Origin of the sequence: Streptomyces sp. WAC06614 (assembly GCF_003949795.1) — a bacterium.
Taxonomy (GTDB): Bacteria; Actinomycetota; Actinomycetes; order Streptomycetales; family Streptomycetaceae; genus Streptomyces.
In genome coordinates this window covers 1-22,404 of sequence record NZ_RPRY01000034.1, presented here as the reverse complement: position 1 = coordinate 22,404, position 22,404 = coordinate 1, and the positions used below count along the sequence as shown (strand labels likewise).

Genomic DNA, 22,404 nt, shown 5'->3' with positions numbered 1-22,404 from the left:
TCCGCGGTCCGGATCCCCCAAGGCATCCCCCATGGCAATGCGCGCCGAGGCTGCGAGAAGAGCAGGGACCCAGGCTACCGCCCGGAACTTCCGGAGCCGCCCCATGCGGGCTCCGGAAGTCGACCGGTGAGGACCTCGTGGGGACCTCGTGGGGACCGGGACTACGGGTTGAGCTTGACGGAGTTGATCGGCGTCAGGTCGGCGTAGACGCCGGAGCCCTCGGCGATCCTGCCGCCGCAGCCCGCCCCGTTGTAGCCGGTGCACAGTTGCGCGCTGGCACCGCCGTACTGGTTGTTCAGGACCCAGTGCCAGCCGTACTGGTTGCTGAGGTTGTGGGCCCCGTAGCTGTAGAAGATGTGGCTCGGCCGGACCGCCGGGTCCTCGTTCTGCGGGTAGATGCAGACCGCCCCGTACGGGCATCCCGCCCACTCGTCGGCGGGCTTGGCGTCGGCCGGTCCGCCGAGCGCCACCAGGGCGGCCGTGGCCGTGGCGAACGCGGCGGCGCCGCGGAAGATCCTGCGCATGATTCCCCCTTGCGGGTCGTGCCCGGTGCTGACGGGCTCAGCGTCGCCGGGGCCGGCGCCGGGGGTCCACGGGTTTCCTGTTGCCCGTCCGGCCGCGGTCCGGGAAACCCCCGCCGACCAGGCCCGGCGGCGGGACGACGGTCAACCCGCCGTCCAGCCGCCGTCCAGCGGCAGCGAGACCCCGGTGACGTGCCCGGAGTCCGGTCCGCACAGCCACAGCACCGCCGCGGCCACCTCCTCGGGCTCGATCAGGCGCTTGAGGGGGGAGCGGGCGAGCAGCACCTGGTGCAGCACCTCGTCGGGGTCCAGCCCGTGGGCGGCGGCCTGGGCCTGGACCTGACCCTCCACCAGCGGGGTGCGGACGTAGCCCGGGCTCACGCAGTTGCTGGTCACGCCGTACGGGGCGGACTCCAGGGCGGCGACCTTGCTCAGCCCCTCCAGCCCGTGCTTCGCGGCCACGTAGGCCGACTTGTACGCGCTGGCGCGCAGCCCGTGCACGCTGGAGACGTTGACCACCCGGCCCCAGCCGCGGGCCCGCATGTGCGGCAGGGTGCGGCGTATCAGCAGGAACGGCGCGGTGACCATGACCTGCTGGATCCGGACGAACCGTTCCGGCGGGAACTCGGTGAGGGGGGCGACGTGCTGGAGCCCGGCGTTGTTGACGAGGACGTCCACCTCGGCGGGCAGCGCCTCGACGGCGGCGGGGTCGGCCAGATCGGCCTCGTGGGCGGTGCCACCGACCGCTTCGGCGACCGCCCGGGCCGCCGGGCCGTCGAGGTCCACGACGTGCACGTGGGCGCCGGCCGCGGCCAGCGCGGTGGCGCAGGCCCGGCCGATGCCGCTGCCCCCGCCGGTGACCAGCGCGGTCCGGCCGCGCAGCGGCGCGGCCCGGCGGTCCTCCGTCCCGACCGGTCGGCCGGGCTCCTGCTGGGATCCGTTCGTCATGCACGGAACCCTAGGTCGGCCGCGGGGAGCCCTCCATGGGCGCAGGCCCCACATCCTGGCCGGCCGGGATGTGGGCCACGAACACCCGCCCGCCGGTGGCGGCCACGCACCCGTCCACCGGGTGCGTGGCCGTCCGGGTCACACCGGGACGGAGACGAACGTCCTCCCGGCCTCGTTCTCGACCACGATCGCCTTGACGTTCGCCGGGTCCACCGCGGCGGACCCGTCCAGCGAGGCGCCCTTCGCCTCGCCGTTGTCCTGGGCGCCGACCACCCAGCCGCCGGCCGTGGTCCGGCTGCCGTCCCGGCCGACCACCACGATCCGGCACCGCTCGCCCGCCGGCACCCCGGTCACCGCCGCATGCACCCGGACCCACTTCGTCGCGGGCGTCATCTGCACGGTCATCCGGACCCCTGTCGCCTGGTCGGTCGCCGAGGCCACCCGGGTGCCCGGCGGCGGGGGAGACGGCGCGGGCGTGGCGGGGGCGGTGGACGGCGCGGGAGGCAGCGCCTCGGCCCGCCCCGGGCCGTCGGCCGCCTGGGTCCCGGCCCAGAACACGGCTGCCAACGAGGCCGCCGCCGCCAGGCCGGCGACGGCCCAGCGGCGGCGCCGCACGGTGGCCTGTTCCGTACGCACCTGGCGCAGCGTGCGCTGCAGGAGCAGGTCCCCGCCCGGTGGTGGACCTTCCCAGAAGGCCTCTTCCGGGACCTCGCCCAGTGCGTTCTCCATCTCCCGCAACGCGTCCACCTCCCGCTGGCAGTGCACGCATTCGCCCACATGGGCCTCCACGCGCCGGACCTCGTCCGGGTCGAGCACGCCGAGGACGTACGGTCCCAGGAGCTCTTCCTCGTGCTGCTGCCGGTTCATGCCACCACCTCCCTGAGTCCGGCGGGCTGGTTCCTGCGCTGCCGGTTGCCGTCTTCCTTGAACGCCTCGCGCAACGCCTTCAACGCGTAGTGCGAGCGCGACTTCACCGTGCCCTCGGGGATCCCGAGGCTGTCCGCGGTCTCCGCGACGCTGCGCTCGCGGTAGTAGAGCTCCGTCAGCACGCTGCGGTGCTCGGGCGAGAGCCGGTCCAGGGCGCCGAGCACGGTCATCGCGTCGACGACGGAGTCGGCATGGTCGCCCTCCACCGGGACCGTCACCGGCGTGCCCGAGACCTCCTGCGGCCGGGCCGCCTTGGCCCGGTACCGGTCGGTGACGATGTTGCGCGCCACGGTCAGCAGCCAGCCCCGCACCGAGCCCTTGCCGTTGACCAGGACCTCCGAGTGCCGCCAGGCGCGGATCAGCGTCTCCTGCACGACGTCCTCCGCGACGGCCCGGTCGCCGGTCAGCCGGGTCGCGTACCCGAGCAGGGCGGCGCCGTGCTCCTCGTACACCGACCTGATCAGTGCTTCGTCGGTCGAGCCCCGCCGACCGCGGGGCCACAGTGGTCCGGCCATCTCACCCTCTTCACGTCCGTCGTGACGCACGCGGCGCCTTGCGTCGCCCCGTACACGCCGCCACGCGGGCCGCGGTTCATGTGACGCCCGTCACACCGCACGGCACTGCCTGCCCTCGTTGAGGCAGGCGACCAGCGCCGACATCTGCTGGTCCGTCATCACGTTCACGAACATGGCGTGGTCGGTCCGCGGGCTGTGCCGCTGCTCCGGGAAGGAGTCCAGCGCCAGCGGTACGCCCCGCGGTACGTCGTAGGCCAGCGACAGGCGCAGCTCCGGCACCGCGAACGTGCCCCGCGGGCACACCCCGTTGGCCGTGGCGAAGACCAGGTGGGTGCGGTCCGGGTTCGCCGTCTCCAGGCCGTTCCAGCAGCTCGGGAAGACGAGCGTGCGGGTGACCCGCTCACCCTCCCGGCACCGGGGATAGGAGGTGGTGGACCGGTCCGGGCTGCCCGAACACCCCCACCGCGCCCGCACCTGGGAGTCGTCGCGGGCCGTGTACGCCACCGCGTCACCGGTGATGGCCCGCAGGAACCGCGGCATGGGCACCACCTTGCCGACCGGACTGCCGCGGAACTCCAGTGCCACGGTCGCGGGCGTGAGGACCTCGCCCGCGTTGCCGTGCCCGGCCGCCTGCTCGTACGGGCGGGTCGCCGGCCGGTCCGTACGGCGCAGCACCGGCCAGTAGTAGGTGGAACGGTCCCCGCCGCGGCAGCTGGTGGGGGCGGCGGCCAGGCTCTCGTCGGTGGACCGGGCGTCGGTGGACAGATTGCCCACGTACGCATGGGTGTGGTGCGCCCCGCCCGAAAGGCCGGGGGAGACCACGAGGTTGTCCTGGTTGTAGTGCTGCTCCTCGTTGCGGCCGCAGTCGAGGGTGACCGTCCCCGTGGAGGCGTCCGGCCCCGGCACGGGCGCCGGCGGTGCGGGCGCGCCGGCGCGCGGATCGGCGTACTCGCGCACCGGCGCGTCCGCACCGGCGTGCGACTCGGTGGCGTGCGACCCGGTGCCCGGCGCGGCGTCGTCGTGCGACGCGGTCAGTACCGCTCCCGTCAGGACCCCGCCCAGGACGATCAGACACAGGACCACCACGAGCGGTCGGCGTTCTCTCCCCATGCCGGTCACGGTGGTCGCCCCGGCCGTCCCCGTCAACTCCGTCTCAGGCCGACCACCTGCGCGGCCGTCCACGGCGCCGCCGGCGGCACCACCCGCACGGCTCCCGGCCGGTCCGCATACAATCAGCCGTTAATTCGGTACCGGTGGCTGCCTCCCGCACCGGAGAATCGAGCATCGCAAACCGGGAGGAAGAACCATGAGCCAGGTGTCGCTGACCCTTGACGAGCTGCTGCCGTCCGAGGACCTGGCGGCCGCGCTCGCAGCGGGCCACGTCATGCGCAGGACGCACCCCGAACTGCCGCTGTCCCTGTACACCTACACCCGGACCGCCCAGTACGAGGGCGTCTGGAACCAGGTCACCCTGCGCTGCCGCGGCCTCGTCGCCGACGACGTCACCGGTGCGGTCGTCGCGCTGCCGCTGCCGAAGTTCTTCAACGTCGGCGAGCACGAGAGCGGCCGGCCGTACGCGCCCACGCTGCCCGACGAGCCGTTCGAGGTGTACGACAAGGTCGACGGCAGCCTCGGCGTGGTCTTCCACTACGCGGGACGGTGGCGGGTCGCCTCCAAGGGCTCCTTCACCAGCACCCAGGCCACCTGGGCGCAGCGCCGGCTCGACGGAAAGGACACCTCCGCGCTGGTGCCCGGGGTGACCTACCTCGCCGAGATCGTCTACCCGCAGAACCGCATCGTCGTCGACTACGGCGACCGCCGCGACCTGGTGCTGCTCGCCGCGTTCGGCCCGGACGGCACCGAGGTGCCGCTGGCCGAGGCCGCGCCCGCCTGGCAGCCGATCGGCTCCGTCGTCCGGGTCTGGCCCGCCATGCCGCTGGCCGAACTGCTCGCGCTGACCACGTCCGACACCCTGCCCGGCGGGGAGGCGGCCACCGGCATGAACGCCGAAGGCTTCGTGCTGCGCTTCGCCTCCGGCGTCCGCGCCAAGGCCAAGATCGCCGAGTACGTCCGGCTGCACAAGGTGCTCACCGGCGTCACCGAGCGGGACATCTGGCGCAGCCACGGCATCCAGCGGTTCGCCGGCCGGCCCGCCCGCCAGGTGGCCCAGGCCCTCGGCTGCTCCGTCGAGGAGGTCGAGGCCTCCGGCGGCAAGCCGCTGGACGCGCTGCTGGAGCTGGTGCCCGACGAGTTCGACACGTGGGTGCGCACGGTCGTCGACCGGATCGAGACCGCGTGCGCGCAGCGGGAGCGGGACGTCGACGCGGCGTACGCCTCGCTGGCCCACCTGGGCGCGGACCGGGCCGCGTTCGCGCGCGCCGTGCGGGCGCTGCCCGACCGGGAGGTGCGCGCCACCCTGTTCCTGCGCCTGGACGGGCGCTCCACCGAGTTCGTCACGTACCGGTCCGCGCGACCGGAGACGTCCGACCCCTTCGCCACCGACGAGGAGAACTGACCCGTGCCCGTGGTCCATGTCATGACGGGGCTGCCCGCCTCGGGGAAGACGACCGCCGCCCGCCGGCTCCAGGAGGAGTCCGGCGGCCGGATGCGCCGCGTCAACCTCGACGACCTGCGGGCGATGCTCGACCTGCCGGCCGCCGAGCGCTCGGAGCGCTCCTACGCCCACGAGCAGACCGCCCTGGAGATCCAGGACGCCGCCGTACGGGCCGCCGTCGAGGGCGGGTTCGACGTGGTGGTCGACAACACGCACCTGACGCCGCACATCCCGAAGCGGCTGAAGGCTGCCGTCGCGGGCCGTGCCGCGTTCGTGGTGCACGACTTCACCGACGTCTCCGTCGAGGAGTGCGTACGCCGCGACGCCGAGCGGCCCCGGTCCGTCGGCGAGGAGATCATCCGGATCCTGGCCGAGAAGCACGCCAAGGCCCGCAAGGGCGGCTGGCGGCTGACCGCCGAGTGGTTCGACGACGAGCCCGAGGTGCTGCCGTACGTCGCCGACCCGGCGCTGCCGTCGGCCGTGATGTGCGACATCGACGGCACCCTCGCGCTGCGCGGCGACCGCGGACCGTACGACTTCAGCCGCTGCGAGGAGGACCTGCTCAACCTCTCGGTGCGGCAGGCGCTGGACTCGTTCCGGCGGGCCGACGGCGATGTCGTCGTGCTGCTGTCCGGCCGGGGCGAGGAGCACCGCGAGCGCACCGAGGCCTGGCTGCGGCGCCACGAGGTGCCCTACGACGAGCTGTGGATGCGGGCCCGCGGCGACGGGCGGCGCGACGACGTGGTCAAGGCGGAACTGTTCGACGCGCACGTCCGCCACCGCTTCGCGGTCCGTGTCTCCCTGGACGACCGCGACCGGGTGGTCGCGGTCTGGCGCCGCATGGGCCTGCCGACCTGGCAGGTCAACTACGGCAACTTCTAAGGCGGGCAGCTTCCGGGCCCGCGGCCGAGCCGGTCGACGGCGGTGAGCAGGCGGTCCCAGAAGCGGTCGACGTCGAGCTCGACCGCGACCCGGGCGTTCACCGGGCGGCCCACGTACCCGTGGGGGTCGACCACGGTGGCGCCCCGGGTGTACTCGCCGCGCAGTTCGACGACGACGTTGGCCTCGACGCAGCGCACCAGGGACGGGTCGATGACCCGGGCGACCGCGACGGGGTCGTGCAGCGGCGGGTGGGGGAAGCCCCACAGCCGGCGGTAGGTCTCGCCGAAGAAGCCGAGCAGCTCGGCGCAGATGCCGCCCAGCTCGGTGCCCAGGCCCTCGAAGCGGGCCAGCACCTCGGGGGTGGCCAGGGCCTGGTGGGTGACGTTCAGCCCGCACATGGTGACCGGCACCCCGCTGCGCAGGACGACGTCCGCGGCCTCCGGGTCGCACTGGACGTTGAACTCCGCGGCGGGGGTGCGGTTGCCGCGCTCGGTGGAGCCGCCCATCAGGACGATCTCCTTGATCCGCCCCATGACCTCGGGGTACCGGGTGAGCAGCAGGGCGATGTTGGTCAGCGGCGCGGTCGGCACCAGCGTCACCGGCTCGGGGTGCTCGGTGAGGATCCGGTGCAACAGCTCCACCGCGTGCTCCGGTACGGCCTCGACGGTGGGTTCGGGGAACCGCGGCCCGTCCAGGCCGGACGCGCCGTGCACGTCGGCGGCCACCCGCAGCTCCTGCACCAGCGGTTTCGCGCAGCCCGCCGCGACCGGTACGCCGGACACGCCGGCGACGGTCAGGACCCGGCGGGCGTTGAGGGTGGTCTTCTCCACCGTCTGGTTGCCCGCCACGGTGGTCACGGCCAGCAGGTCGACCGCGGGGTCGCCCGCCGCCAGCAGGATCGCGAGGGCGTCGTCGTGCCCGGGATCGCAGTCGATGATGATCGGCACGGGCACGGTCGTCGCTCCTCGGCACGGGGCAGGGTCACCCTCACCCTCAGTGTGCCCCGCCCGACGCCGTCCGTCCCGTCACATATCGGCCGACGCAACCGTCGCATACCGGTCGAGGAGCGCCGCGAGGTAGTCCTCCAGACGACCCGTCAGCACCTCGACCGTCAGGTCGGTGCGGCCCAGCTCCCGCCAGGGCACGGCGACCTTCTCGGCGTCGGGCGCGAAGCCGAGGGCGTCCAGCACCCGCCAGTACAGGTGGTCCGCCGGTGCCGTGGCGAGCTCGCCGCCCGCCCTGCGGTAGGCGTCGGCGAAGTCCAGGCCGTGCGGTACGCCGTACAGCAGGGCGAGGGTGGTGGAGCAGTGGGCCACGTCCAGGTCGGCGGGTCCCCACGAGGTCTCGACCCAGTCCACCACGCCGCTGATCCGCAGCGCGGGGCCGGTGCCGGTGAACAGGACGTTGCCGGGGTGGAAGTCGCGGTGCAGGAACCTCGGCCGGTACGCGGGCGGCTCCCGGCGGATGACGTCGACGGCCCGCCGCCACAGCTCCGGCCGGGCGGTCGCCGCGGGCACCCGGACCCGGTCGGGCGCGGTCCACGCCTCGTACGTCCGCGGCCGGTCCGCGGGGGCGACCTCCAGGGCGTGGACGGCCACGAGCATCCGGGCCAGCAGCCCGGCCCGTGGGGCGGCGCCCTGCGGGTCGATCCGTACCTCGCCGGGCAGGGCCGACATCAGCAGGGACGGATGGTCGCAGTGGGCGGCCTCGGCGTCCAGGGCGAGGAACTCGGCGGCGGGGACCTCCGTGCCGCGCAGCAGGCGCAGCACGGCGGCCTCGCGGGCGAGCATCGCCGGCGCGTGGCGCACGTAGAAGGGGGTGACGAAGGACCGCAGGACGAGCGAGCGCGCGCCCTGCGGTCCGGTGACGTCCAGGCGGCGCATCCGCGAGGTCCAGCCGCCGCGGAGCGCCTCGACGCCCTCGATCCGTTCCCCCGGGGCGAGCTGGGCCTCGGCCCAGTCGTGCGCCGCCGCCCTGCCGTCGGTGCGTATCGCGTCCATGAGGGGCGAACGTACCGGCCGGCCGGGCGGGTGACGGGGAGCCGGGGATGTCTACTCGATCACAAGCTCGACCGGGATGTTGCCGCGGGTCGCCTTGGAGTAGGGGCAGACCTCGTGGGCCTGCTTGACCAGCAGGGTGCCGGTCTCGCCGGCGAGGGACTCCGGCAGCTCGACGCGGAGGGTGACCGCGAGGCCGAAGCCGGTGTCGTCCTTGCCGATGGAGGTCTCCGCGGTGACCGAGATCTCGCTGGTGTCGACCTTGGCCTGGCGGCCGACGAGGCCGAGCGCGCTGGCGAAGCAGGCGGCGTAGCCGGCGGAGAAGAGCTGCTCGGGGTTGGTGCCCTGACCGCTGCCACCGAGGGCCGGGGGCATGGCCAGCGCGAGGTCCAGCTGACCGTCGGAGCTGACGGCGCGGCCCTCACGGCCGTTGGCGGTGGCGACAGCGGTGTACAGCGCGTCCATCGAAAGTGTCCTCTCGCGGGGTGGGGCAGGAGCTGCCCGGGGCGGTGACCGGTCGGCCGCCGCTCCTCAATAAGACCACGCAATTAAGTTGTGTGCAACTCAATGGCTTGTGATTCGCTAGACAGCAACTCAACGCCGCACAACTCAATCGCTCGCTTCCGTCCCCGGGTAAACTGGGTCCCATGACCGACCAGCCCCGCTCCGCCCTCGCCGACCAGGACCTCCTGCGCCTGGACGGCCAGATCTGCTTCTCGCTGAACGCCGCGAGCCGGGCCTTCGGCGGCCTCTACCGCATCCTCCTGAAGGACCTGGGCCTGACCTACCCCCAGTACCTGGTCATGCTGGTCCTCTGGGAGCACGGCGAGCTGCCGGTCAAGGACATCGGCGCGCACCTGCGCCTGGACTCCGGCACCCTGTCCCCGCTGCTCAAGCGCCTGGAGGCGACCGGCCTGATCCGCCGCGAGCGCAGCGCCGAGGACGAGCGTTCGGTCCACGTCCACCTCACCCCCGCCGGCGTGGCCCTGCGCGAGCGGGCGGCCGAGGTCCCCCGCCGGATCGCCGCCGCCACCGGCTACGAACTGGCCGAGATCGTCGACCTGCGGTCCCGCCTGGACCGCCTCACGGCCGCCCTGGACGCGGCGGCGGCCGACCTCTGACACCCCCGCCGCGGGCCGCACGGGATTCCGGAACCGCGGCACGTGCACCACTCGTCCCAGATCCCGTGCAGACGAGAAGAAGAGTCCTGACGCTGGTGTCCGCGCTGCTCGCGCTGCAGCTCGGCTCGCTGATCAGCCCCGCCTGGGCCTGCGGCTGCGGCGCCATGGTCACCGATCCCGCCACGCGGATCGGCGTGCACCGGGAGGCCTCCGTCCTGCGCTGGGACGGCACGACGGAACAGATCGTCATGCGCTTCACCGTCGACGGCAACGCGCCCCGTGCCGCCTGGGTCATGCCGGTGCCCACCCGGGCCACCGTCGAGCCGGCCGACGGCCGGATGTTCCAGCAGCTCGACCAGCTGGTCGCCCCCGAGCGCCGGACCCGGCACCACTTCTGGCCGCGCGGCGGCGACTGGCCCTTCTCCTCCGTCGCCGGGGACGGGGCCGCCGCCGCGGCCCCCGGGGCCGGCGCCCCCGGCGTCGGCGTCGTCGGCCGCGAACAGCTCGGCGACTTCGACGTCGCCCGGCTGACCGCCACCGACCCCGACGCCCTGCGCACCTGGCTGCGCGGCAACGGCTTCGAGCTGTCCGACGGCCTCGCCGCCGAACTGCGCCCCTACGTCGACCAGAAGTGGGAGTACGTCGCCGTCCGGCTGGCCCCCCGGCAGCAGGGCCGGGTCCTGCGCGGCACCCTCGACCCGCTGCTGATCCGCTTCGCCAGCGACCGGCTCGTCTACCCCATGCGGCTGTCCCGGGCCGCCCGCACCCCCCAGTCCCTGAGCCTGTACGTCCTGGCCGACCATCGGATGGAGCCGCGCTCCGCCATCGGCGGGCGCGCTCCCGAGGTGACCTTCGCCGGGCCGGTCGACCCGCCCGCCTTCCTGGCCGGACTGACCGGCGGGCACCGGACGTTCCTCACGGCGATCGACCAGTCCTTCCCCCGGCCGGACCGGATCGACGGCGACCACGAACTGCGCGCGACGGCCGCCGACACCCCCTACCGCCGCGTGATCTACCGCGACGAGCTGCTCACCCTGGGGGAGACCGGGATCCCGGCCTGGCTGCTGACCGTGGGCGCGGCCCTGCTCGCCGCGGGTGGCGCGGTGGCCGCGCTCCTGGTGCGCCGACGCCGGCGCCGGCACCTGAGCCTGGGCGCGCCGCGGTCCGGGGACCCGTCGGTATCCGGCCGAGCGATTTCGGACTAACGGCACTTCCGGAACCAGTGGTGCCATTGGGGCGTCCTTCCCGATGATCGACAGATGCAGAACCCACGCATCCCGGCGAGAGGACGAGCACCTTGCACTTCACCGGAAGCACCGGCAGGAGCGGAAGCACCGCAAGCACCGCAAGCACCGGCAGGAGCGGAAGCACCGGAAGCGGCGGGGCCGCCGGTGCGCCCCCCACCCGCCGCGCCGCCCTGGCCCTCGGGGCCGGTGCGGTGCTGGCCGCCTCCGCCGCCCTCCCGGGTACCGCCCACGCGGCCCCCCGCCCGGCCGGCGGCGCCACGGACATCACCGCCCGGCTGCGCGCACTGGAAGGCGAACACGCCGCCCGGCTCGGGGTGTTCGCGTACGACACCGCCACCGGCGCCACGGTCGCCCACCGCGCGGACGAACGCTTCCCGATGTGCTCGCTGTTCAAGACCCTCGCCGCCGCGGCCGTCCTGCGCGACCTCGACCACGACGGCGAGTACCTCGCCCGCCGCGTCCGCTGGACCGCCGAGGACGTACGGGCCTCCGGCCACGCCCCGGTGACGGGCGAGCGGGCGAACCTGGAGGCCGGTCTCACCGTCGGCGAACTGTGCGCCGCGGCCATCTCCTTCAGCGACAACACCGCGGCCAACCTGCTGCTGCGCGACCTCGGCGGCCCGACCGCCGTGACCCGTTTCAGTCGTTCCCTCGGCGACCCGGTCACCCGGCTCGACCGGTGGGAGCCCGAGCTCAACTCGGCCGAGCCGGACCGCGGGACGGACCTCACCACCCCGCGCGCCATCGGCCGCACCTACGCCCGCCTGGTCCTGGGCCGGGCCCTGGAGCGCCCCGACCGGGAACGGCTCACGGGTTGGCTGCTGGCCAACACCACCAGCGGCAAGCGCTTCCGCGCCGGTCTGCCCGCCGGTTGGCGCCTCGCGGACAAGACGGGCGGCGGCAGTTACGGCACCAACAACGACGTCGGTATCGCCTGGCCGCCCGGCCGTCCCCCGGTCGTCCTCGCCGTGCTCACCACCCACGCCTCGCCCACGGCCGCGGCCGACGACGCGCTCGTCGCGGAGGCGGCCCGGCTGGTTTCCGGGCATCTGCGGTCAACCGAGGGTTGAGGGGACTGGCGCGAGGGGGCCGCGGGACGGCAGAGTCGGGTGGGTGACCACGACTGACATTGACCGTGAACCCACCCGTGTCGACTTCTACTTCGACCCCGCCTGCCCCTTCGCCTGGATCACCTCGCGGTGGATCCTGGAGGTCGAGCCCCTGCGCAAGCTCGACCTGCGCTTCCGGGTGATGAGCCTCTACGTCCTCAACGAGAACCGCGAACTGCCCGACTGGTACCGGGACCTGGTCGACCGGTCGCTGGCGCTCACCCGGATCTGCACCGCCGTCGCCCAGCAGCACGGCGAGCAGGCCCTGCCCTCGCTCTACACCGCGCTGGGCACGCGCATCCACAACGGCGGCAACAAGGACTTCCTCGCCGTCGCCAAGGAGGCCCTCGCCGAGGTGGGTCTGCCCGCCGAGCTCATCAAGGCGGCGGACAGCGACCGTTACGACGAGGACCTGCGCCGCAGCCACCACGAGGGCATGGACCCCGTCGGCGAGGACGTCGGTACGCCGACCATCCACATCGACGGCGTGGCCTTCTTCGGCCCGGTGCTCAGCTCCATCCCGCGGGGCGAGGAGGCGGCCGGCCTGTTCGACGCCGCGCGCACCCTGGCCGCGTACCCGAACTTCTTCGAGCTGAAGCGCACCCGTACGGGTGGCCTCAACTTCGACTGAGTCCGCACCGCGGTCACGCCCGTCCCGTCCGCCTGCCCGCCACCTGGGGGAGTGCCGCAGCGCCCGGCCCAAAGGTCTCCTATAGGGTGTTTTCGATAGGAATATGCCCATTCGGGTGAGGTCGGTGCCTTGGACACGCATCAGTGGGCGGGCGAGGCTCCTGAGCAGGAGCCACAGCGGGCGGTCGGGTACGCGGGCGTGCTGCGCGAACTGCTCCCGATCGCCCTGTGGCGGGAGGACGCGCGGGGCCGGGTGGTGGAGTGGTCCCTGGCCGCCCAGGACCTCCTCGGGTACCTGCCCGAGGAGGTCCTGGGCCGGCCCGCCTCGCACACCCTCGTCCCCGACGGCAACCGCGAGCTGGCCGACGAGCTGACCCGCCGCGTCCACGCCGGCGAGACGATGGTCGGCACCCTCTCCGTACGGCACCGCGACGGGCACCCGGTGACGATGGAGATGTGGATCGTGCCCGCCGTCGACCCCGACGGCAGACCCGGAGCGATGCTCATCGCCGTGGAGACCACCGAGGTCCTGCGGATGCGGGACTCCCTGGCCGCCCTGGAGAGCCTGTTCACCCAGTCGCCCATCGGCCTGGCCACGCTCGGCCCCGACCTGCGCTTCCTCCGCGTCAACGAGGCCCTCGCCCGGATGAACGGGGTCCCCGCCGACGCCCACCTCGGCCGGCGCCTCACCGAGGTCGTGCCCGGGGTCAACGCCACCGCCCTGGAAGCGATGATGCAGCAGGCCCTGGACCTGGGCACCCCCGTCATAGACGCCCGCCGCACCGGCCGCACCGCCGCCGACCCCACCCGCGACCACACCTGGTCCTGCTCCTACGCGCCCCTGCGCGACGGCTCCGGCCGCACCCTGGGCCTGATCGCCTCGCTCATCGACATCACCGAGGGCCAGCAGGCCCTGGTCGACGCCGAACGGGCCCGCCAGCGCTTCGCCCTCCTCGCCGAGGCCGGCACCCGCATCGGCACCACCCTGGACCTGCACCGCACCGCCCAGGAGATGGTCCACCTGCTGGTGCCCCGGCTCGCGGACTCCGCCGACGTCCAGATGCTGGAGGAGGTCCTGCACCCCGACGACACCGGGGTCGCCCGCCAGGGCCTGGTCCGCCGGCTGGCCGCGGTCTTCCCCGACCCCGCCGCCCCCACCGCCGAGCTCACGGCCGGCATGACCTTCCAGGTGCCGCTGGGCTCGGTGTACGAGCAGGTCATCGTCCAGGGCCGGCCCATGAACCTGACCCACGCCGACGTGCCCGAGCTGATCACCGACCCGCGTGCCGAGAGCCTGCGCAGCTACCTCGTCGACAGCGTCGGCTCCTCCCGGCTGATCCCCCTGGTCGCCCGGGGCACGGTGCTCGGCGCCGTCGTGGTCACCCGGCAGAGCACCCGCGAGCCCTTCGACGAGCAGGACTACGTCCTCCTGGACGAGCTGGTCAACCGCGCCGCCCTCAACATCGACAACGCCCGCCTCTACACCGCCCAGCGCGAGGCCGCCCTCACCCTCCAGCGCAGCCTCACCAACAGCGCCCTGCCCGACGTCGCCGACCTGGAGCTCACCGGCCGCTACCTGCCGGCCAGCGACCACGACGTGGGCGGCGACTGGTTCGACGTGATCACCCTCCCCGAGGGCCGCACGGGCCTGGTCATCGGCGACGTCATGGGCCACGGCATCCACGCCGCCGCCGTCATGGGCCAGCTCCGCACCGCCGTCCGCACCCTCGCCCGGCACGACGTCCCGCCCGGGCAGATGCTGCGCTCCCTCGACGCGGTGGTCGCCGAGCTCGGCGAGGACGAGATGGCCACCTGCGTCTACGCCGTCCACGACCCGGCGACCGGCGGTTGCCTGGTCGCCCGGGCCGGCCATCCACCGCCCGCCGTGGTCAGCGCCGACGGGCGGGTCACCTTCCTGGACGGCCCGGCCGGCCCCCCGCTGGGCACCGGCGGCCGGGAGTTCCACGCCGAGGAGGTGCCGCTGCCGCCCGGCAGCCTGCTCGCCCTCTACACCGACGGGCTGATCGAGGCCCGCGACCGGGACCTGGACCAGGGCATGCGGCTGCTCGCCGGGGCCCTGCGGCGCCTGCACCGGCCCCTGGAGGAGATCTGCGACGGGATCCTGGCGCAGCTCCTGCCCGACCCCGCCCAGGACGACGTGGCCGTCCTCCTCGCCCGGCCCCGGCCCACCGGCCGCTGAACCACCGCCCGGGCCGCCCCGGTCACCGGGCCCGGCCGGTCACCAGGCCAGGTCCTCCAGCGCGTCCAGGTCCGGTACCGCCTCCGTCGCGCCCGCCTCCCCGCCGGTCAGCGGCACCTGGGCCCAGATCACCTTGCCGCGCTCGGTGTACCGGGTGCCCCAGCGGTCGGCGAACTGCGCCACCAGGAACAGCCCCCGCCCGCCCTCGTCCGTCGTCGCCGCGTAGCGCAGGTGCGGCGAGGTGCTGCTGCTGTCCGAGACCTCGCAGATCAGGCCCCGGTCCCGGACCAGCCGGACGCCGATCGGGGCCCCGCCGTACCGGATCGCGTTGGTGATCAGCTCGCTGAGGATCAGCTCCGCGGTGAACGCGACGTCCGCCAGCCCCCACGCCTCCAGCTGGGCGGCGGCCGCGTTGCGCACCCGGGAGACCGCGGCCGGGTCGGCGGGCACGTCCCAGTGCGCGATCGCGTCGGCCGGCAGCCTGCGGGCCCCGGCCACCAGCAGCACGATGTCGTCGTCCGGGGCCGGGGACAGCAGCGCGTGGAACACGTCCGCACAGGTCTGCTCCGGGTCACGGGCCGGCCTGGACAGGACCTCACCCAGCAGGGCCAGGCCCGCGTCCATGTCCCGGCCCCGGTCCAGCAGCAGCCCGTCGGTGTACAGCACCAGCCGGCCCGCCTCCGGCACCTGGATCTCGGCGGACTCGTACGGCATCCCGCCCAGCCCCAGCCCCAGGGGCAGGCCCGCGGGCACCTCGGGGAACTCCACCCGCCCGTCCGCATGGACCAGCGCCGGCCCGGGATGCCCGGCGCGGGCGACCGTACAGCGGCCCGACGCCGGGTCGTAGACGGCGTACAGGCAGGTGGCGCCCGTGATGCCCTCGCCGCTGCGGTCCTCGTTCTCGTCGATCCGGTCGACCAGCTCGTCCAGGTGCCCCAGCAGCTCGTCGGGCGGCAGGTCCAAAGTGGAGAAGTTGTGCACGGCCGTGCGCAGCCGGCCCATGGTGGCCGCCGCGTGCAGCCCGTGCCCCACCACGTCCCCGACGACCAGGGCGACCCGGGCGCCGGGCAGCGGGATCACGTCGAACCAGTCCCCGCCCACCCCGGCCTTCGCCGGCAGGTAGCGGTAGGCCACGTCCACCGCGTTCTGCTCGGGCAGCACCCGCGGCAGCAGGCTCCGCTGGAGGGTGACGGCCATGTCGTGCTCACGGGTGTAGCGGCGGGCGTTGTCGATGGAGACCGCCGCCCGGGCCGCCAGCTCCTCGGCGAACGACAGGTCCTCCTCACCGAACGGCTCGGGGGACTCGGCCCGCCAGAAGTTCGCCATGCCCAGCACCACGCCCCGGGCCTGGAGGGGGACCGCGATCAGCGAGTGGATGCCGTAGACGAGCGCGGCCCGGGCCCCTTCCGGGTCCTGCTCGCGCCAGCCGAGCGCGGTGGTCAGGTCGCTCTCCAGTACGGCGTGCCCGCTGTCGAGGGCGGCCGCCATCGGGGTGGTCGGCACCGTGAAGCTGATCAGGTCGCCCACCGGCTGCAACGGCGGATCGGGCCGCACCCCGCACAGCGCGGTGCGGCGCATCTCGGTGTACGCGCCCGAGGGCTCCTCGCCCCGCAGCACCGGATCGAGCAGTTCCACGGTGACGTGGTCGGCGAACCGGGGCACGGCCACCTCCGACAGCTCCTCGGAGGTCCGCTTCACGTCCAGCGTGGTGCCGATCCGCACCCCGGCGTCGTAGAGCAGCTGGAGCCGGCCGCGGGCCACCTCGGAGCGGCCGGAGAGCGCGGCCAGCTCGGTGGAGTCGCGCAGCGTCATCACGGTGCCCGGGCCGTGGCCGCCGTAGGGCTCGGTGGGGCGGACGTTGACGGCCAGCAGCCGGTCGCCCGCCAGGTGCACCTCGTCGGTGGCGGTCCGCCCGGAGACCAGCAGCGCGGTGATGCCGGGGTCCAGGCCGAGGTCGGCCACGTGCGTCTGCTCGGCGTCGGCCGGCAGGTCCAGCAGCCGGCGCGCCTCGTCGTTGGCGAGCATCAGCCGCCCGTCCGGGCCGATGATCAGCACGCCCTCCCGTACGGCGTGCAGCACGGCCTCGTGGTGCTCCTTGAGCCGGGTCATCTCGACCGGACCGAGGCCGTGGGTCTGCCGCTGGAGCCGGCGGCTGACCAGGGCGGCCCCACCGGTGGCCAGGGCGAGCGCTCCGAAGGCGGAGCCGATCAGCAAGGGCATCTGGTTCTCCACCACGTCGGCGACGTTCGCGATCTCCACCCCGGTCCCCACCAGTCCCACCACCGCGCCCCGCTCGTCCACGACCGGGACGACCGCGCGGACCGCGTCGCTCGGGGCACCCCGGAACACCTCGGTGAAGGAGTGGCCGGCGACCGCCCGGGACAGGTCCCCGGCCGCCCGGCGGCCGATCAGCTCCGGCCGGGCGTCGGTGTAGCGGACCCCCTCGACGTTCATCACGGCCACGAAGTCCAGGCCGGACGCCCGGCGCGCGGCCTCGGCGCGCGGCTGGAGCAGGGCCGTGGGATCCGGCGTCAGCAGCGCCGCGGCGGTGCCGGGGGCGTGCGCGAAGGCCTCGGCGGCGGCCAGCGACCGGTTGCGGGCGTCGCGCTCGCTGTCGTGCCGGGCCTGCAGGACCAGGGCGAGCGCACCCACGGTGATCACCAGCAGCACGATCAGCGCCGTCAGCAGGAACACCTGCGCGGCGACGCTCGGCGACCGGTGCCGGGGGCTCACGGCAGGCTCCGGGCGACGAGGAGGGCGACGTCGTCGAAGTCGTCGGACCGGCGCAGGGCGCGCAGCAGTACCGTGCAGGTCTCCTCCAGCGGCCGGCGGGGATCGTCGAGCAGGGCGAGCAGGGCGTCCAGCCGCCGGTCGATGGGGTCGTTGCGGGTCTCGACCAGGCCGTCGGTGTAGAGCACCAGCAGATCGCCCGGGCCCAGCGGCACCGTCACGGTCTCGAAGGCGACCCCGCCCACGCCCAGCGGCGCCCCGGTGGGCACGCGGACCAGTTCGGCCGGGCCGCCGGAGGCCCGCAGCAGGGCGGGCGGCAGGTGGCCGGCGTTGGAGATCAGGCACTGGCCGGTCCGCGGGTCGTAGACGCAGTACAGGCAGGTGGCGATGTAGTGCTCCAGACCCGCCGTGATCTTGTCCAGGTGGCGCAGGACCTCGGCGGGATCGAGGTCGAGGTCGGCGAAGGCGCAGGTGGCGGTGCGCAGCCGGCCCATGGTGGCGGCGGCGTCGATCCCGCTGCCCATCACGTCGCCCACGACCAGCGCGGTCTTCTCCCCGGCCAGCGGGATCACGTCGTACCAGTCGCCGCCCACCTCCATCGAGGCGTGGGCCGGCTGGTAGCGGGAGGCGACCTCCAGGCCCACCGGGGACGGGGGGTTGCCCGGCAGCAGGCTCCGCTGGAGGGTCACCGCCGAATTGCGCACGCTCTGGTACCAGCGGGCGTTGTCGATGCTGACCGCGGCCCGGGCCGCCAGCTCCGAGGCCAGGATCACGTCGTCCTCGTCGAAGGGCAGGGGGTTGCGGGTCCGCTTCAGGTCGAGGGCCCCCAGCACCTCGCCCCGGGCGATCAGCGGCACCGCGAGGTACGAGTGCAGGCCCGCCTGGGCCAGCAGCTCCACGGCCCGCTCGTTGCGGGCGATCGCGGGCAGGTCCGCCTCGGTCACCTCGGCCACCATCACCGGCAGGCCCGTGTGCACGCACCGGGTGACCAGCCGGTCGGCCCCGTACATCGCGGGTTCCCCGGTCGGATCGGCGGCGGCCACGGCCGCGGTCGGGTGTCCCGCCTTCACCGCCAGCGCCCGGAACAGCTCCGGCCCGCTGTCGGGGGCGCCGGGACGCCGGCACGACAGGACGGAGTCCAGCACGTCCACGGCCGCCACGTCGGCCAGCTCGGGCACGGCGACCGCGGCCAGCTCGTGGGCCGTCTGGCCGACCTCCAAGGTGGTGCCGACCCGCGCCGAGGCATCGGCGATCAGGCCCAGCCGGCGCCGGGCCCGGTCCGCCTCGGTGGCCGCGCGGTGGCGTTCGGTGACGTCGATCACGGAGATGGCCACGCCCAGGATCCGCCCCTGGTGGCCCTCCAGCCGGTAGCAGGACAGGGACCAGGCCCGGACGTCCTCGGGGTCCGCCTGCTCGGCCTGCTGGGCCGGCCCGGCGGAACCGGCAGGACCGGACGGGCGGTCGGGGCCCAGGGCGTGCCGGCCGAGGACGTACCGGTCCACGAGCGGGGTCCCGGTGGCAAGGACCCGGCGCAGTGCCGCCTCCACCGCGTCGACGTCGCGGACGGGCAGGGTGTCGCGGACGTGCCGCCCGAGGTGCTCGGCGGCCGGGATCCGGTCGATGCGTTCCAGGGCGGGATTGACCAGGACGTAGCGCAGGTCCGTGTCCATCAGGGCGAGCCCGATGGGGGACTGGGAGACGAGCCGTTCGGACAGGGCGAGGTCGGTCTCCACCCGCTGGACGGTGGCGTGGTCGGCGGCGATACCGAGGGCGAAGACGTCCCCGAGGCCGTCGGTCAGCCGCATGTTGCGGAACTCGACCAGACGGGTGGTGCCGTCCTTGTGGAGCACCGGGAAGGCCCCCGCCCAGCTCTCCCCGCTCTCCAGGACCTCGGAGAACAGGCGGGCCACCAGTTCCAGGTGCTCCTCGGGCACCAGCAGCTGTCCGGCGTAGCGGCCGAGCGCCTCCGCGGCCCGGTAGCCGAAGAGCTCCTCGGCCTGGGGGCTCCAGAACAGGATCCGTCCCTCGGCGTCCAGGACCACGGCCGCGACGCCGAGCACGTCGAGCAGACCTCGCGCCCCGCCCCTCTTCCCGCCTCTCGCCCCTTCGTCCGACCGCTCGGGCCGGCCCTCCTCGGCACGGAAGGACTCGGTCGTCACCCGCATCCCTCCGTTCGCCGGACCGCCTCCGCGGACGGTCGCCGCATCGGCCGGTACTTCCATGCTGCCCCCGCCGCGCGGGGCGTCGCAGCCTCAGCCGCCCACCGTGGCGACGGTGGGTCGGGGCGGTACGGCCCCGGTGGCATATGCAGGAAGGAGTACGGGTGCATAGGCGATTTCCGGACAACGTCGGTGTGCGCCACGTCAGGGTGACATGCCGGGCATCACGTGCATAGGGGGTGCCACGTATGACCTGGAAAGCCGTGGCGCGAACCGGTCACCGGTCTGCGCCACGGCGCGTCCGCTCAGCCGGCGTGCCGCGGCCCGGCGGTGGCCCGGCCGGGCCCCGCACCGCGCACGGCGGTACGGGCCCGGGCCGGCCGGCGCGCCGCGGTGTCGCGGCCGCCGCGTCCGGTGCGGCGGACCAAGGTGGAGGTGAGGCGGAAGCTGCGCCGGAGACTGCGGGTGCACCGCTGGCCCGCGCGCACGTCACTCGCCTCTCCCGGCTCCGTGCCGGTCTTGGCGCAGGTGGCCGTCCACGTCACGGCGCACAGCATCGCGAGCGCTGTGCGCTGCTGCCCCGTTCCGTGTGTATGTCGCATGCACCGCATGATGCACCGTCATGCGTCCGGTGGGGAGGGGGTTTTTCGCGGACCGCCCGGTCAATGGCCGGATATGAATGTCTTTTCTTCTAATCTGGCCCGATGACGCCCCGTACCGAGAGGCGCCGCCGGTCCGCCCCCGTGCTCGGGGCCCGGATGCTCCTGCCCTCCCTGGCGCTCGCCGGCACGCTCACCACCGCCCTCGTCGCCGCCCCGCACCACACCGGCGACGAGGCCGGGCACGAGGCCGGGCACGAGGCCGGGCGGGTGGCCGTACGGCCCGAGGAGGCCGAGCTGCTCGGGACCGAGCACGCCCGGGCCCACGCCCGCCGCCGGCAGGCCGCCGCCGACGCCGACGAGTACCCGCAGGACCGCCGCACGGCGAGCCTGGCCGCCCTGACCGCCTCGCAGGCCGAGGCCAACGCCGGCTTCGACCCCGCCCGCGACGGCCGGTTCACCGACTACTTCCCCTCGCCCGACTTCGGCGTGCACGTCGCCCAGCTCCCCACCGGCAAGGTGCTGCTGTTCTCCTTCGAGCGGGTGCAGGCCAACCCCTTCAAGGAGACCGGCCCCACCGATGTCATCGGCCCGGCCAACGCCGGCCGGGCCTACCTCTGGGACCCCGCCCGGGGCACCGGACGCGACGCGTTCACCAGCGTCCCGCCCCCCAGCGTCCTGGTCCCCGACGGCACCGGCATCGCCCGCCCCGCGCCGTTCTTCTGCTCCGGGCACGCCTTCCTGCCCAACGGCATGCTCGCCGTCTTCGGGGGCAACAACGGCGGCAAGGGCGGCAGCGGCGCCACCCTCTCCTTCGTCTTCGACCCCTGGACCGAGACCTGGTACCGCAACCGCGACATGGCCGTCGGCCGCTGGTACCCCTCGGTCGTGACCGGCGCCGACGGCCGCATGCTGATCATGTCCGGGCAGTCCCAGCGCGGCACCGGCACCCCCACCCCGGTCGTCGAGCGGTTCCCCGCCCTGCTCCACCCCGTGCCCCGGCGCACCACCGACGTCCCGCGCGACGTCCCCACGGACCGCTTCTGGTCGACCGCCCCCTTCCGCAACGACTACCCGCACCTGTTCAGCCTGCGCGACGGGATGATCTACGGGCTCGGCCGGGACGCCGATCAGCAGTGGCGCTTCGACCCGGTCAGCGAGCTGCGCTGGACCCTGCCCCGGCGGCCCGGGGACTGGCGGGGCTACGGTTCGGCCGTGCCGCTGCCGGCCGGGCTGCGCGGACCCGACTCCGTGCTCGTCCTCGGCGGGGACCCGCGCGACCCGAACACCTACCGGCTCACCGGCCGCACCTGGACCACCGAACAGCCCCGCGCCTTCGGCCGGACCCAGGACGACACGCTGCTGATGCCCGACGGCACCCTGCTCACCGTCAACGGCGCACTGGACACCCGCGACTACGGCAGCGGCCCGTTCAACCCGGAGGCCGACCTGCGCTACCGGCAGACCGAGACCCGCGACGCCCGCGGCTGCTGGCGGCTCGGGCCCGCCCAGCGGCTGCCGCGCGGCTACCACTCCAACGCCCTGGTCCTGCCCGACGGCCGGGTGATGATCACCGGCGACGAACTCCAGCAGATCGCCAACGACCCCGACATCCACGACGACATGGACGGCAGCATCGAGCTCTACGAGCCCGCCTACCTGCACCGCGGCAGCCGGCCCGCCCTGGACGGCGCCCCCTCCGGCACCGTCCGGTACGGCTCCCGCTTCACCGTCACCACCTCCACCCCGGACCGGGTCCGGCGCGCGGTGCTGCTGGCCCCCACCACCGTCACGCACGCCGTGAACACCAGTCAGCGCCACCTCGACCTCCGCCTGGGCGCCACCCGGGGCAACGCCCTGGACCTGACCGCGCCCCCGACCCCGGCCGACGCCCCGCCCGGCTACTACATGCTGTTCCTGCTCGACGCCGACGGCGTGCCGAGCACCGCCCGCTGGATCACCCTCGGACGCCGGTGACCTGGGCGGACGACTGGTAGCGTGCCGCTTCGGGGGCGTCCGCCGCACCGCCCCGGCGGGCCCGGCCGCCGCCCGCGGCCGAGCCCCGAGGAGCCTGCCGTGACCGCGACCGCACCGGATCCGTACGCCGCCGCGCCCGGACCGCAGCTCGTCGCCACCGGCATCGTCCTGGACGCTCAGGAGAGGGTCCTGCTGCTCCCCGGCCCGGCCGGGGAGATGCTCCCGGCCGCGTCCACGGGCGGCGCCGAGACCCCCGAACAGGCCCTGGCCCGGCACCTGGCCGCGGTC

20 protein-coding genes are annotated in these 22,404 nt (G+C 74.4%); 9 read left to right on the top strand and 11 right to left on the bottom strand.

The features are described 5' to 3' along the window. Positions 1–161: 161 nt before the first annotated feature. The 5 genes from EF918_RS07555 to EF918_RS07535 all read right to left on the bottom strand — a co-directional run bounded on the left by EF918_RS07555 (position 162) and on the right by EF918_RS07535 (position 4,021). A complete protein-coding gene (locus EF918_RS07555; RefSeq protein WP_125642740.1) occupies positions 162–524 on the bottom strand; it encodes a hypothetical protein in 363 nt (120 codons plus the stop codon). Positions 525–665: 141 nt separating this feature from the next. Then, positions 666–1,469 (bottom strand): 3-hydroxybutyrate dehydrogenase, encoded by an 804-nt coding sequence (locus tag EF918_RS07550; protein ID WP_125642737.1) that lies wholly within the window; start codon positions 1,467–1,469, stop codon positions 666–668. Between the two features lie 138 nt (positions 1,470–1,607). Then, complete coding sequence (locus EF918_RS07545; protein ID WP_125642734.1) at positions 1,608–2,336, bottom strand: anti-sigma factor; 729 nt, start codon at positions 2,334–2,336, stop codon at positions 1,608–1,610. Continuing rightward, positions 2,333–2,911 (bottom strand): sigma-70 family RNA polymerase sigma factor, encoded by a 579-nt coding sequence (locus EF918_RS07540; protein WP_125642731.1) that lies wholly within the window; start codon positions 2,909–2,911, stop codon positions 2,333–2,335. The genes EF918_RS07545 and EF918_RS07540 overlap by 4 nt, the downstream gene beginning before the upstream one ends. Before the next feature lie 90 nt (positions 2,912–3,001). Further along, a complete protein-coding gene (locus EF918_RS07535; protein WP_125642728.1) occupies positions 3,002–4,021 on the bottom strand; it encodes a DUF1996 domain-containing protein in 1,020 nt (339 codons plus the stop codon). 196 nt (positions 4,022–4,217) lie between these two features. On the opposite strand from EF918_RS07535, the gene EF918_RS07530 reads away from it, so the two are divergent. Next, complete coding sequence (locus EF918_RS07530; RefSeq protein WP_125642725.1) at positions 4,218–5,426, top strand: RNA ligase; 1,209 nt, start codon at positions 4,218–4,220, stop codon at positions 5,424–5,426. A gap of 3 nt (positions 5,427–5,429) precedes the next feature. Continuing rightward, positions 5,430–6,347, top strand: a complete 918-nt coding sequence (locus tag EF918_RS07525) for an AAA family ATPase (protein ID WP_260609946.1) — start codon at positions 5,430–5,432, stop codon at positions 6,345–6,347. On the opposite strand, the gene EF918_RS07520 is transcribed toward EF918_RS07525, so the two are convergent. The 3 genes from EF918_RS07520 to EF918_RS07510 form a co-directional block, all read right to left on the bottom strand. Then, the gene (locus EF918_RS07520) at positions 6,344–7,300 is read right to left on the bottom strand and encodes a nucleoside hydrolase (protein ID WP_125642720.1); all 957 of its coding nucleotides are present in this window, start codon (positions 7,298–7,300) and stop codon (positions 6,344–6,346) included. The genes EF918_RS07525 and EF918_RS07520 overlap by 4 nt on opposite strands. A 72-nt stretch (positions 7,301–7,372) precedes the next feature. After that, positions 7,373–8,347 (bottom strand): phosphotransferase family protein, encoded by a 975-nt coding sequence (locus EF918_RS07515; protein ID WP_125642717.1) that lies wholly within the window; start codon positions 8,345–8,347, stop codon positions 7,373–7,375. A 51-nt stretch (positions 8,348–8,398) separates the two neighbouring features. Further along, on the bottom strand, positions 8,399–8,809 hold the full coding sequence (locus EF918_RS07510; protein ID WP_125642714.1) for an organic hydroperoxide resistance protein: 411 nt from the start codon (positions 8,807–8,809) through the stop codon (positions 8,399–8,401). A gap of 182 nt (positions 8,810–8,991) precedes the next feature. On the opposite strand from EF918_RS07510, the gene EF918_RS07505 reads away from it, so the two are divergent. From EF918_RS07505 to EF918_RS07485, 5 genes are all read left to right on the top strand, one after another. Then, on the top strand, positions 8,992–9,465 hold the full coding sequence (locus EF918_RS07505; protein ID WP_125642710.1) for a MarR family winged helix-turn-helix transcriptional regulator: 474 nt from the start codon (positions 8,992–8,994) through the stop codon (positions 9,463–9,465). 95 nt (positions 9,466–9,560) lie between these two features. Further along, on the top strand, positions 9,561–10,670 hold the full coding sequence (locus EF918_RS07500) for a DUF2330 domain-containing protein (protein WP_125642705.1): 1,110 nt from the start codon (positions 9,561–9,563) through the stop codon (positions 10,668–10,670). A 233-nt stretch (positions 10,671–10,903) separates the two neighbouring features. Next, complete coding sequence (gene bla / locus EF918_RS07495; RefSeq protein WP_260609952.1) at positions 10,904–11,782, top strand: class A beta-lactamase; 879 nt, start codon at positions 10,904–10,906, stop codon at positions 11,780–11,782. A 43-nt stretch (positions 11,783–11,825) separates the two neighbouring features. Further along, positions 11,826–12,452, top strand: a complete 627-nt coding sequence (locus EF918_RS07490) for a DsbA family protein (protein WP_221889690.1) — start codon at positions 11,826–11,828, stop codon at positions 12,450–12,452. 129 nt (positions 12,453–12,581) lie between these two features. Continuing rightward, positions 12,582–14,651: a SpoIIE family protein phosphatase gene (locus tag EF918_RS07485; RefSeq protein ID WP_125642702.1), complete on the top strand. Its 2,070-nt coding sequence runs from the start codon at positions 12,582–12,584 to the stop codon at positions 14,649–14,651. A 39-nt stretch (positions 14,652–14,690) separates the two neighbouring features. Here the strand turns inward: EF918_RS07485 and EF918_RS07480 are convergent, their stop codons facing one another. From EF918_RS07480 to EF918_RS07470, 3 genes are all read right to left on the bottom strand, one after another. After that, positions 14,691–17,384, bottom strand: a complete 2,694-nt coding sequence (locus EF918_RS07480) for a SpoIIE family protein phosphatase/ATP-binding protein (RefSeq protein ID WP_260609945.1) — start codon at positions 17,382–17,384, stop codon at positions 14,691–14,693. Next, positions 17,381–19,540 (bottom strand): SpoIIE family protein phosphatase, encoded by a 2,160-nt coding sequence (locus EF918_RS07475; RefSeq protein WP_260609944.1) that lies wholly within the window; start codon positions 19,538–19,540, stop codon positions 17,381–17,383. Before EF918_RS07475 ends, EF918_RS07480 begins: the two co-directional genes overlap by 4 nt. A 305-nt stretch (positions 19,541–19,845) precedes the next feature. Beyond that, positions 19,846–20,142 carry a hypothetical protein gene (locus EF918_RS07470; RefSeq protein WP_125642696.1) on the bottom strand — a complete coding sequence of 99 codons (297 nt, stop codon included), beginning with the start codon at positions 20,140–20,142 and terminating at the stop codon, positions 19,846–19,848. A 102-nt stretch (positions 20,143–20,244) separates the two neighbouring features. Here EF918_RS07470 and EF918_RS07465 point away from each other — a divergent pair, with 102 nt between their 5' ends. Continuing rightward, complete coding sequence (locus tag EF918_RS07465) at positions 20,245–22,116, top strand: galactose oxidase early set domain-containing protein (RefSeq protein WP_125642694.1); 1,872 nt, start codon at positions 20,245–20,247, stop codon at positions 22,114–22,116. A gap of 99 nt (positions 22,117–22,215) precedes the next feature. After that, a partial coding sequence (locus EF918_RS07460; RefSeq protein ID WP_148141220.1) for a hypothetical protein occupies positions 22,216–22,404 on the top strand: 189 nt, incomplete at its 3' end.

Coding starts and splice junctions, on each gene's coding strand:
- EF918_RS07555 (WP_125642740.1), bottom strand. CDS start 524: ATGCGCAGGATCTTCCGCGGCGCCGCCGCGTTCGCCACGGCCACGGCC.
- EF918_RS07550 (WP_125642737.1), bottom strand. CDS start 1,469: ATGACGAACGGATCCCAGCAGGAGCCCGGCCGACCGGTCGGGACGGAG.
- EF918_RS07545 (WP_125642734.1), bottom strand. CDS start 2,336: ATGAACCGGCAGCAGCACGAGGAAGAGCTCCTGGGACCGTACGTCCTC.
- EF918_RS07540 (WP_125642731.1), bottom strand. CDS start 2,911: ATGGCCGGACCACTGTGGCCCCGCGGTCGGCGGGGCTCGACCGACGAA.
- EF918_RS07535 (WP_125642728.1), bottom strand. CDS start 4,021: ATGGGGAGAGAACGCCGACCGCTCGTGGTGGTCCTGTGTCTGATCGTC.
- EF918_RS07530 (WP_125642725.1), top strand. CDS start 4,218: ATGAGCCAGGTGTCGCTGACCCTTGACGAGCTGCTGCCGTCCGAGGAC.
- EF918_RS07515 (WP_125642717.1), bottom strand. CDS start 8,347: ATGGACGCGATACGCACCGACGGCAGGGCGGCGGCGCACGACTGGGCC.
- EF918_RS07510 (WP_125642714.1), bottom strand. CDS start 8,809: ATGGACGCGCTGTACACCGCTGTCGCCACCGCCAACGGCCGTGAGGGC.
- EF918_RS07505 (WP_125642710.1), top strand. CDS start 8,992: ATGACCGACCAGCCCCGCTCCGCCCTCGCCGACCAGGACCTCCTGCGC.
- EF918_RS07470 (WP_125642696.1), bottom strand. CDS start 20,142: ATGCGACATACACACGGAACGGGGCAGCAGCGCACAGCGCTCGCGATG.
- EF918_RS07465 (WP_125642694.1), top strand. CDS start 20,245: ATGACGCCCCGTACCGAGAGGCGCCGCCGGTCCGCCCCCGTGCTCGGG.